We start from the raw sequence: 10,903 nt of genomic DNA on the forward strand, positions 1-10,903 counted from the left end.
TTGTGGTTGGTGTTCTTGACGTGCCGTGCCTCGCGGCGGGAGCGCTCCTTGAGCCGGCGCTTGGCGGACTTGGTGTGCTTCTTCTGGAGCTTGGCCCGCAGGGCAGGCTGTCTGCGCGGACTTCGAAACCGTCCTGGTGGAGTTCAACGGCGAGCGTGATCACGTCCACCTGCTCGTGCACTACCCGCCCAAGGTCGCCATCTCGCGGTTGGTCGGCTCCCTCAAGGGGGTGTCCGCCCGCAGGCTCCGCCAGGAATTCCCCGGCCACATCCTCAAGTACCTGTGGGGCGACCACTTCTGGTCCCCGTCCTACTTCGCCGCATCCTGCGGCGGCGCACCGCTAGAGATCATCAAGGAGTACATCGAGAACCAGAAGCGACCCGACTGAGGGCAACAGTGCACACCCGTGCGCCCCTGCAAGTCACCCCTATCTCGAGAAGCGATTCCTCCCGGCCGCAAACGGCCGGGGTTCCTCGCTAGATCCCGCTGAAGATCGCCACCTGGATCACCGGCTTCTACAACACCCGTCCAGTTCACTCCGGCGAGCCGTGATCCGCTCCAGCTCTCGCATCGCCCTCCCCGCGCCTTCCCGGTGCACCGGCCCGGTCACGGATCGTAAGAGTGGCACTGCGGTCGGCGCAGCAGAACCCAAGGACGGCCCCGAACGGAATGTCAGACGATCTTCACCGTGGACACCCGCCGACGGCCAGCCTGAGCGTCCCGCCCGCCCCTCACACAAGACGCGCGACCTGCAACTTCACGATGCACACCACTCAATTCGGCTTCAACGACTACAGCGTCGATGTTGCAGCGCAGCACACTGTGACTCTCACCCCGGGATGGGACGTACACCGCCTCGCCCTGAACTTCGAGGTGACCGCCCGCGGCAACTACACGGTGGACGCGCCGTTCCTTGTTTCCGGCAACCTGTGGATACACGAGATGCCCCACCCCCGCCAGCCAGCGCAGTGCCGACCGTTCATCGCGGCCCCAGAGCCCGTAGTCGAGCACCACGCTGGTCCCCAGCCGCCAGCGCTGCAGGGCGACCGAGATGAGCCGCCCTTCGAGCACCCAGCGCTTGCCGTCGGCCATCGAATCGCCGAAGAGCGGGATCATCCAGTGATCTGGGGTCAGCCGCAGCGCCCGGTGCGTTGCGGCGAGCACTTTGGCGCGGGCTCGCCAGTCTGCGGCGAAGTGCACCTCGCCGCAGATTTTCGAGGGGCCGGGTCCATGGCGACGGGTCCTTATCCGCGTCGCCTGTTCTGCTTCGGCGGTTCTGTGTCGGGAAGGCTGTGTGACGGCAGGGCTTCGCGGACGGCGTCGATGGTGGCGGCGATCAGGCGGGACTGCTGCGGGGACACCAGGTAGGGGTGGCCCCGGCCCTCGACGGCCGCGTCCATCGCGTCGACCATTAGCCGGTAGGAGTCGAGCGCCGGGTAGGAGCGGGCCTGCCAGTCACTGTCACTGCCGGTGAAGAGACGGACGGAGGTGGCGCCGGCGCAGAAGGCTGGGGACGACAGGCTCAGGGTGCCCGACGTGCCGGTGACGACGAGCTCTTCCGCCATCCTTCCGATGAGGGCACAGTGGATTTGCGCTGTGCCCCGGCAGGGGAATTCCAGCAGGAAGTCGGAGGCGGAGTCGGCGGAGGCGGGGTGCCACTGTTCCTGCTTCGCCCACACCACTTGTGGCGTGTTCCATCCGAAGGCCGCGAGGGCGGCGGAGACGGCGTAGTAGCCGACGTCATACAGGGCGCCGCCGCCGAGGTTGGGGTTCAGGCGGTAGTTGTCCGCCGTGGGCTCCAGCCCGTCGAAGCGGGCGGTGACAGTCTGGACGGCGCCGATAGAGCCGCCGTCGATCATGGTCTCCAGGTCGCGGGTGCGCGGGTGCCAGCGGTTCCAGGCGGCTTCGATGAGGAGTCGGCCGGCTTCCCGGGCCGTACGGGTCATGGCGTCGACTTCAGCCGCGGACAGCCCGAGCGGTTTCTCGCACAGGACGTGCTTTCCGGCGCGCAGGGCGCGCCGGGTCCACTCAATGTGGGCGCTGTTGTGCAGGGCGATATAGACGATGTCGACGTCCGGGTCACGGAGCAGGTCGTCGTACGACGGATACGCCCGCTCGGGACGGAGAGCTTGGGCGCGGACATGGCTGCTGGAGGCCACCGCGTGCAGGACCGCGCCCTTGGCGGCGCGCACGGCCGGGGCGAGGGACGAGCGGGCGATCGAACCCGCGCCGAGGAAACCCCAGTTTGCCATGGTCAGCTCTCCTCGTCCGCTGTCGCCGGCGCATGTTGTGCCGCTGGGACCGTCTGCGTGGTCGGCGGATTCCACGGAGGCGCGGAGTCCTTCCGCGCCGCCCGGTCTCCGTACGCCGCTGGACCCGGCTGCACGGCCGCCGCAGGGGCGCTCTTCACCGCTGCGAGGTCGAGTACGAGCGTGCTCCATCCGAAGGAGCGCGCACCGTGCCCGGCGGTGTCATCGGGGCCGTAGCACTCCCGGGTGCCGGAGGCGGCGACGAGCGCGCGGGTGCGCTGGGCGAGGTCGCTGGCTTGGGTGTGGTAGCCGCACTTTCGAAGTCCCCAGTACAGGTACCAGTTGAGGTTGACCCAGCTCGATCCCCGGAAGATGGCCCTTGTACTGAAGTCGGGGTCGTACGAGGGCTCACTGGCGGCGACGCTGGGCACCGGGTAGGGCTGCCAGAACTCCTTCTCGTTCAGGAGGTGTTCCTCGATGACGCGTTCGGCAAGGTGCCGGGGGACGGAGTCGAGGAGGATGGGGAAGAGTGAACTGGCGGTGAGCACCTCGGCGCGGGTGCCGGATACGAGGTCGAGGTCGTAGAAGACGCCGACGGTGTCATCCCAGCAGTGACGCACGAGCGCAGCACCGACGGCCGCGGACTCCTCCGCGAGTCGCGCAGCCGTCTGCTCAGGCATCCGCGCAGCCCTGGCCAGCCGGGCCAGGCAGGCCAGACCATCGGCATAGATGGTATTGACCAGGACGTCGTTCCAGACGAATCGCTGGTGTCCGCTCAGAGGTGTCTCGGGGGCGCGGTCCGCCGAGGAATAGGAGGCGATGAGGCTACGCATGGCGGCGTGCCAGGCGTCGTGGACGGCGTGGTCGGGGAGGCCGTCGATGCCGAGCGCGGCGTCGTACTTTGGGCTGCAGTCGAGGCCCGACTCGTCTGGCTGGTAGATCTCCAGCAGACCGGTGGAGGGACTGGTGCGGTGCCTCCTGAGCCAGGCGAAAAACCCCAGCAGAGGGGGCAGTATCCGGCTCAGCCACAGCTCGTCTCCGGTCACCTGGTACACGCGTTCGGCGGCGCGGGCGACGACGGGCGGGGCGATGGTGACGGACCGCCAGCCCTGCCACAAGTCAATCCGGTAGTCGGCGGTGGCTGTGGCGCGCAGGTCGTCCTGCCACAGGACCATGTGCGGCAGGAATCCGGTGGGCGTGGTGGCGCTCAACAGGCAGCGAATCTCGTCGCGAGCTCGACGGGTGTCCACATGGGTGAGCGCGATGGCGTGGTAGCTGCTGTCCCAGGCCCATTGGAACGGGTAGGTGTCCGGGGAGGGGCAGGTGTAGTCGTAGGGCCGCTGGGCGGCTCGTGAGTAACCGCTCCGGTGGTTTCTGCGTAAGGTTTCGCGGGCGATGTCCGTGCTGGCGCCGGTGATCATCGTTATCTGGTTCCTTGGGGTTCGGGTGACACCGTGCGGTGTCCGAGGGCGAGGAGTAGCGCTGCGAGCGGGATGAGCAGCCCTGCCGCGCCGAAGGCGGCCCGCACACCGATCAGGTCGGACAGTGAGCCGAGCAGCAGGGGTGCGAGCATGATGGCCGCACCGACGAGGAGCTGGACGCTGGCGGTGGCCCGGCCGGATTGTCCCCGTGCGCCGCTGACTGCTAGGGAGAGGGTGAGCGGGAAGAGGTTGGCCATACCGAAGCCACTGAGGAACAGTCCCGCGAGGGCCACCCACGTGACACTGGTGGTCCATAGCGCGAGGAATCCCACGGCGCTGACAGCCAGGGCAGCGACCACGAGCTGCGGTGTCGACCGAAGGGCACCGGTCCCGGTCAGACGGCTTCCGGCGAGGCGGCCGAGCAACTCGCCGCTGTAGAACAGGCTCATGGCTGTGGCGGCCTGACCAGTAGTCAGACCGACGACGGTGGTGAGCTGCGGTGATCCGTAGAAGACGAAGCAGAACTCGGCGCCGACGACGACGCCGGCCAGCGCGGCGAGGATCCAGAACGCGGTGGGAAGCCGGAGGGCCGCGCCTGGGCCGGCGGTGCCGGGTACCGGGCCGTCGGTGCCGGGCCGCAGTGGTTCGCGGCGGAAGACTGCGTACATCACGACGGCCATGGCGAGCGGCAGGATCAGGCTCCAGTTCCAGGCGGCGCCCGCAGCTTGGAGGCCGCCAATGACGAGTGGCGCGGCGAGCGCGCTGGCGCTGGCGCTGGCGTTGGCTTCGACCAGTGCGCGGTCCCGGAGGGGACCGTAGCGCCCATGATGCTCGGAGAGCAGGGCGAGCACGGTCGTCTGAAGCAGGGAGCCGCCGATGCCTGCCACGGCCGCAGCCATGAGCGTGACAGCGACAAAGGCTCCCGTGGCCAGCAGCAGCCCGCCGGCGACGAGGCTGGCGGCCGACACCCAGAAGAGCGTGCGGTATCCGAGGCGCCGCCGGATCCGTTCGAAGAGGAGGTTGGTGAGCACTGCGCCCGCCGCGAAGGCGGTGGAGTGCAGGCTCATCACCGCGTAGCCGAAACGCAGGTCCTGCCGGAGCAGCGGCAGCAGCGGGCCGAGGGCGTACAGCACGTACGCGTAGGTGGCCAGTCCCCCGTACGCCATGCCGGTCAGCCGGTCTCGGACGAAGTTGGACTGCCGTACCGATTCTTCGCTCAGGCCTGCTGCGGTCACAGGATGGTACCTGCGGGTTCCGCAAGGGCCTCGGCGGCGTCCGTCGCGCCGGCCTCGCGTTCCATGTAGTCCAGCAGCACCTTGGGGGCGAGCATGGAGGTCTTCATCGAGGCATCGCCGCCGTAGCCGGTGAACGCCTGCTGAACCCCCTTTTCGTCGTCGAGGGTGACACGGGAGGTGACGAGGGGGCGGGGATCCACCAGTCCGGTTTCGATGAGGCGCAGGGCGATGCCAGTGATGTTCGCCGACCGGGTCATCGGAAAGGCTCTGACGTCGAAGGGCGTCGACATCAGCTTGAGGCCCTTGGCAAGGATCATCCAGGTGTTGATGCGCTGGGGGACGGCGGTGGCGCCGTAGACGACGTACGCGCCTTCCGGCCGCAGCAGGCCCATGGCTTGCTCGCGGATGTCCTTGCCGGTTCCCGGTGCGGGCGCGCCGATGTGGGGCAGGGCGTCGAAGACGTAGTCGGCATACTGGTCGTGGTGGTCCCGGACCAGGGCGTCCAGTTCGGAGCCCTGGGTGTCAGTGTTGAAGGCGAGCGACGCGCCGTGGCGCAGGGCGGTGGCCAGCCGGGCGTCGTTGTGGTCCAGGGCGATGACGGAGCCGGCGCCAAGGTAGCGTTCTAGGACCTGCACGGCCAGCAGCGCGCTGGGGCCGCAGCCGAGGACAACGCAGGTGTCGCCCGGCCGGGGCGGGTTGAGCAGCAGGGAGCGCAGGACCGAAGTGAGGGGCTCGATCACCGAGGCGAGGTCCGAGGGGACGGTGGGCGGCAGCACGACGGCGGCAGCCTGATCGGCGTCGTAGAAGTTCCGTGGGGTGTACCAGGAAGTCTCCCGGCTGATACTCCCAGGGAAAATCGGACGTAATGCCCGGTACTCCGCCATGCCGCCGAAGTCGGTCTGCCCCCAGTAGGTGACCCGGTCGCCGACGCTCACCGAGTCGCGGAGATTGCGGCCCACCTCGACGACCCGGCCGACGTATTCGTGGCCCGGGATGATGGGCCAGGTTTCGGGAACGAGGTGCCCTCGGAAATAGGAGACGTCGGTGGAGCATATGGAGACTGCTTCGGTGTGGAGCAGGATCTCGTCGGGGCCGAATACGGGATCGGGGACGCTGGCTCGCTCCAACTCTCCGGGCGCGTTCATAAGGTAGGCGTACATAGCACTCCTTGAGGTGTCCACATGTGACTGGTGACGAGCAAGCTCCATTGCCGTCGTCACGCTTCTGGTTTTCTTCGCGCTCCGGCGAGAGCGGAGAATTTGCGCAACTATCCTGCGACCCAGCCATGACCACGACGCCCACCCGTGCTGGCGCATGCTCAGGAACCGGAGGAATCCCTGGGCGAGAATTCCGGCGAGTCCACCTGGAAGGAAACGTCAAGCGCGTACCGGTCGCCGACGTACCGGGACTCGGCCCATTCCAGGGGACGGCCGTCCTGGTCTAGGATCAGCCGCGTCTCGACGAGCAGGGCAGAACCCGGCGCGACGCCTAGGCGTCTGGCCTCGGTCTCGTCGGCGACGTCCGCTCTGATGGAGGAGTGCCCGCGAGTGGGGACCCGGCCCAGGGAGACGATCGCCTCATGCATGGAGGCCACGCTGAAATCGACGCGCACGAGGTCGGCCATCTCGCCTGGAAAGACCGCCCGCTCCAGTACGGTCGGAACGTTGTCGGCCAACCGCACACGGACGATTTCCACCGCCTGCGCCGACTTCTTCAGAAGAAGCCTGTTAATCTCCTTATCCGTGGCCAAGCGAATGGTCGCGGAAATCAACTGGGACGATGCTTTCCGGCCTTTTCGGCGCATTTCCTCACTGAAATTCACGAGGCTCTCCGCGCGGCGGTGGGTCGGTGGTTCGGCCACGAATGTACCCCGCCCGGAAACGCGGTAGACCAGGCCTTCGGTGACGAGTTTCTGCACGGCTGCTCGCGCGGTCATGCGACTTACCCCAAATTCGGCACACAGTTCTGTCTCCGACGGAAGCGGATCATGAGGTTGCTGCTCGACGATTCGCCTTCGAAGCGCCTGCTCGATTTGGTAGTACCGGGGTGCGAAATCCGCTCCCACTGGGGCCTCCATGAAGAGAATATGCCAACTAGCTGTATAGTCAACTAGTTTTTTCATAACAAAAAGTAGGCGCTATGACGAAAAAATCAGGCAAACGGACTCCGCGCGTGCCGCGTGAGCTGCGTCACAGCCCGTGATTGGGTGAGTACCCCATGTGGCTGAAGTTGGCAGACCGTGAGCCAGCTAGCCCTATAGACGTATAGACGGGTCCTTCGCTAGCGTAGATGACGCCGAACCCCCACCAGGGGGTTCACGCACCCGAACTGCCATGGACCTACCTTGTCGCTTGGAACGGGACGGGTTCACGCCAAGAGAGCGATCAATTTCGCACACTCACCATAGGGACGGTCCCGTGGATCCCACCAGCGTGGAAGTGCAGCACATTGCCAAAATGATCGACCACTCGTTGCTGCGCCCGGAGTTGACTGTCGACGACATGCTCGCGGGCTGTGCCCTCGCCGCTCACTACAATGTGGCGTCTGCGTGCGTGAAGCCGTCCCACGTGTCCCGGGCGGTCAAGGAACTTTCGGGCACCGGCGTCCTGGTGGGCACCGTTGTCGGATTCCCGCACGGCGCCTCCACCACCTCGGCCAAGGTCGCCGAGGCGGCCGAGGCACTGGAGAACGGCGCAGCGGAACTCGACATGGTGCTCAACATCGGCTACCTACGCGGTGGGGACGACACCGCCGTGGCCGACGACATCCACGACGTCGTGCGGACCGCAGGCGGCAAGGCCTTGGTCAAGATTATCTTCGAGAACACCTATCTGACGGACGACGAGAAAATCCGAGCCTGTCGCCTGAGCGCCTCGGCAGGCGCCGCCTATGTGAAGACCTCCACCGGGTTCGCGTCCGGCGGAGCAACCCTGGAGGACGTGCGCCTAATGCGGGCTCATGTCCCGGCCCACATGAAGGTGAAGGCGGCGGGCGGTGTGCGCACGCTCGGCCGGCTGCTGGAGATGGTGGAGGCGGGGGCCGAGCGGTTTGGTGCTACTGCCACCGCCACCATCCTCGACGCGGCACAGCGTTCCGCAACCTGACCTGCCCGATGTCCTGCGGTCTGACCGCCCGCCGTGCGTCCCTCAAACTCCCGTGACTGCCCGGCCGAATACCTGACACCTCGGCCCGGGCGGTCACGGGCCCCGACGTCCCCGGATTGCCTGTACCTCGGGTGGGGCGCAGCGGCGCGCCCGCCCTCGTCGGACAACCGTTTACCGGGTAAGCACTCGCCTCACAGGAGGGCTGTGGCTGGAGCAGCCAGTTACAGCCCTTCCGACGTCGGACAGCTCTCCATGCCCGCGCACCGCAGTGACCGCACGCATGGCCTGAGCTGCGCCGTCCCCTGGCCTGCTATCGGGCGGCGAAGGCCAGGGGACGTCTGCCATGGCCCCGGCCCAACAGCGGGAGCAAGCCGGGGACCTCCAGACGACGGTGCACGCGTCCTGCCTGGTTCAACGCTCCTGGGGCGGGTCAGGTCACTGAGGCGTCAGCCGGCGACGTCACCGTCCTGCTCGACGTCAGCACTGGGCACCGCGCGGTGCGGCGGACCCAGATCTCCATGCAGGGCGGCGTGGAAGGCCGCGGCGAGTTCGCGGGCCCGCCTCTCCTTCGGCACGCCGTGCAGCATGAAGTACACCGGGCCCGCGAAGGCGTCCGTCCCGGCCTCCTGCGCTTTGACTAGACAGACGATGGCGGCCCGCAGGGCGACATTCACAGTGTCGTCGACGACGTGGTCCGGGCTGGCGGTCAGCGCATCCGCTGACACCGTCCACCGCTCACCCTCGCGCTCGATGGCCACGAACACGACACGCTGCCCCTTGGTCGCTCGATAGGCGGCCTCGAACCGGTCGGTGACGTCCGGGATCATTGAGCGTCCCGGAGTGCGGGCGCGGGGTCAGATCAGCGCGGACGGGTCGGGTTCTGAGATCGGGCGCGGGCCCCGGCACCCGGCTGTGCGGCTGGACTCACGCCCCTGTTGAAGGGGTTCGACCACATCGGCGACGTCGGCTCCGGCGACGTGTGATCACGGATCGGCCCTGCGCAGCGACGCTGACTGCGCAGGGTTGGCCGCCCGGGTCTGTGCCGTGGACAGGCCTTCGATTCCCCTACCGTCCTCCCTACCAGAGCCCCTACCGTCATATGCGGTAGGCTGCGCAGGGTTTTCCCTGGCCAGACCCCTTGTTCAGAGCCGACCACGGGTCCCGACGACCCTCTGTCTCTCTCCTCTCTTGCCTACCCGCTTGTGTCAGTGATGGGTGGTAGTGATGGCGGGGCGGGGTGTTGAGATCCATCGGGTGAGGCTGCGCGGCCGGTTGCGGGCCCCCTCCCCGCTGTTGCGCACACCGGGGAGGGGGCGCGCAAGGATGTGGGAGGGCGTGGCGGCGGTGGGTGGGGCGAAGGTCTATCCGTAACGGCATCTCCAATCCGACCGTGTACCGCTACCTGCACGAAGGGCTCACCGCGCTGTCCGACCACGCCCCGGACCTGGCCACCGCGCTGGAGCTGGCCGTCGCGGCCAGCTACACCCACCTCAACCTCGACGGCACTGTGGTGCGCACTGACCGCGTCGCCGCACCCGGCCCCAACGGCGCGGATCTGTGGTGGTCCGGCAAACACCAACACCACGGCGGCAACGTGCAGGTCATCGCCGCCCCGGACGACTGGCCGCTGTAGGTCTCGCCAGTGTGGCCGGGACGAGAGCACGACACCACCTGTGCCCGGGCCCACGGCCTCGTCGGTGCACTGAACCGGCTCGCCGCCACCGTGGACATCCCGACCCTGACCGACCTCGGCTACGAGAACGCCGGAGAGGGCCTGCGCCACCCGGTCAAGAAGCCCAGGGGCGGCGAACTCACCGAGCCCGACAAGGCGTTCATCGCCCTGATCCGCGGCGTGCACGACGTCGCCGAACGCGCCGACGCCCTGCTGAAGGTCACCTTCAAGGCCCTGCGCAGAGTCAGCCTCGGCCCTGCGGCCATCACCCGCAACGCCCGGGCCGCCCTCGTCCTGCTCCAGCTCGAACACGGCCGCACCGCCTGAGCACGAAGATCACGAAGAGTCGCGAGATGTTACCAAGAAAGGTTCACTCCCAACGCCACACCGGACCCCAAGGACACCCACCGCCCCAACCCACCTGACCAAGCCCTACCAGGACCGAGGGACTGAACCGCTCAAGGAGTTCTGTCCCTGAGTCTCGCCCCCAGTCCCTGCTGTTTTCCCAGCTCAGGAGCTTAGCCAGCATTGCTGTAGGGACTGCAGGGACTGAGTTTCCCGATTATGGAGTAGTTTCTATGTGGTTCCATGCGCGCAGGCGTGTCCAGCCCCGCATACCAAGTGCGGACCATAATGAGGGATTTCAGTCCCTATAGTCCCTCTCCGTCCGGTGAGACGCTCTGAGCTGGACAAATGACATACAGAGACTCCCTCTGCCCAGACCCTCGACTACCCCCATCTTCAGTCCCTGACTCGTTGTAGCCCTTGCCACCTCCATCTCGTGGAGGCAGGCGCTTCAGTCCCGGGAGTCGAGTCCCTGCCTCTTGCCGCCTCCCTCAGGAGCAGGGCTGGCATATCCCTTGGACGGCCAAGCGACATGTAACTTCCTTCCTGCAGCTCTTCACAAAACGAAACATACTCACCGGGTCGGTGGCGTCCCGCCGAGTGGTGTAGCCGATCAAGCTGGTGGAATCCGCAGGTCGCGGCCCGAATTGCCTCGCCAGATGCCATGTTGGGGATCGCCGAGCTGGGACCAGCGGTGATCGCACGACGGACCGGGGCGGCACGTGCCAGACGCCTCCGAAGCGGAAGCGACGAACCGTGATCGGCTACACCACGACAGGGCAACACCGTTGCCTTTAGCCCAAGTTGGTGTTGTCAAGCCCACCTTCCTTGATCATCTCGAAGTGGAGGGCGTACGGCTGGGCTGTCCTTGGGTGCT

General features: G+C 67.0%; 8 protein-coding genes and 2 pseudogenes. 3 read left to right on the plus strand and 7 right to left on the minus strand.

From position 1 onward, the window contains the following. Positions 1-109 precede the first annotated feature (109 nt). Positions 110-388: pseudogene (gene tnpA, locus ABZ453_RS48875) on the plus strand (IS200/IS605 family transposase); the annotation flags it as partial. Positions 389-672: 284 nt separating this feature from the next. Here tnpA and ABZ453_RS48880 read toward each other — a convergent pair. The 6 genes from ABZ453_RS48880 to ABZ453_RS48905 all read right to left on the minus strand — a co-directional run bounded on the left by ABZ453_RS48880 (position 673) and on the right by ABZ453_RS48905 (position 7,027). Next, positions 673-1,116 carry a hypothetical protein gene (locus ABZ453_RS48880; RefSeq protein WP_359026249.1) on the minus strand — a complete coding sequence of 148 codons (444 nt, stop codon included), beginning with the start codon at positions 1,114-1,116 and terminating at the stop codon, positions 673-675. A 128-nt stretch (positions 1,117-1,244) separates the two neighbouring features. After that, positions 1,245-2,252 (minus strand): Gfo/Idh/MocA family oxidoreductase, encoded by a 1,008-nt coding sequence (locus ABZ453_RS48885; RefSeq protein WP_359026239.1) that lies wholly within the window; start codon positions 2,250-2,252, stop codon positions 1,245-1,247. Between the two features lie 2 nt (positions 2,253-2,254). Next, positions 2,255-3,670 (minus strand): trehalase family glycosidase, encoded by a 1,416-nt coding sequence (locus ABZ453_RS48890; RefSeq protein ID WP_359026240.1) that lies wholly within the window; start codon positions 3,668-3,670, stop codon positions 2,255-2,257. Positions 3,671-3,672: 2 nt separating this feature from the next. Next, positions 3,673-4,905 carry an MFS transporter gene (locus ABZ453_RS48895; protein ID WP_359026242.1) on the minus strand — a complete coding sequence of 411 codons (1,233 nt, stop codon included), beginning with the start codon at positions 4,903-4,905 and terminating at the stop codon, positions 3,673-3,675. Further along, positions 4,902-6,065, minus strand: coding sequence for an alcohol dehydrogenase catalytic domain-containing protein (locus tag ABZ453_RS48900; protein ID WP_359026244.1), 1,164 nt, complete (start codon positions 6,063-6,065; stop codon positions 4,902-4,904). The genes ABZ453_RS48895 and ABZ453_RS48900 overlap by 4 nt, the downstream gene beginning before the upstream one ends. A gap of 158 nt (positions 6,066-6,223) precedes the next feature. After that, positions 6,224-7,027: a GntR family transcriptional regulator gene (locus tag ABZ453_RS48905; RefSeq protein WP_359026246.1), complete on the minus strand. Its 804-nt coding sequence runs from the start codon at positions 7,025-7,027 to the stop codon at positions 6,224-6,226. 295 nt (positions 7,028-7,322) lie between these two features. Here ABZ453_RS48905 and deoC point away from each other — a divergent pair, with 295 nt between their 5' ends. Further along, entirely contained in the window at positions 7,323-8,009 is a 687-nt protein-coding gene (deoC, locus tag ABZ453_RS48910; RefSeq protein WP_359026247.1) for a deoxyribose-phosphate aldolase, read from the plus strand. A gap of 446 nt (positions 8,010-8,455) precedes the next feature. Here deoC and ABZ453_RS48915 read toward each other — a convergent pair whose 3' ends face one another. Further along, positions 8,456-8,836, minus strand: coding sequence for a hypothetical protein (locus ABZ453_RS48915; protein WP_359026248.1), 381 nt, complete (start codon positions 8,834-8,836; stop codon positions 8,456-8,458). Positions 8,837-9,378: 542 nt separating this feature from the next. Here ABZ453_RS48915 and ABZ453_RS48920 point away from each other — a divergent pair. Then, positions 9,379-10,008 (plus strand): annotated as a pseudogene (locus ABZ453_RS48920) (transposase family protein); the annotation flags it as partial. Positions 10,009-10,903: the final 895 nt, after the last annotated feature.

The sequence above is a fragment of the Streptomyces sp. NPDC005799 genome (assembly GCF_040630525.1).
Classification (GTDB): Bacteria; Actinomycetota; Actinomycetes; order Streptomycetales; family Streptomycetaceae; genus Streptomyces; species Streptomyces griseorubiginosus_B.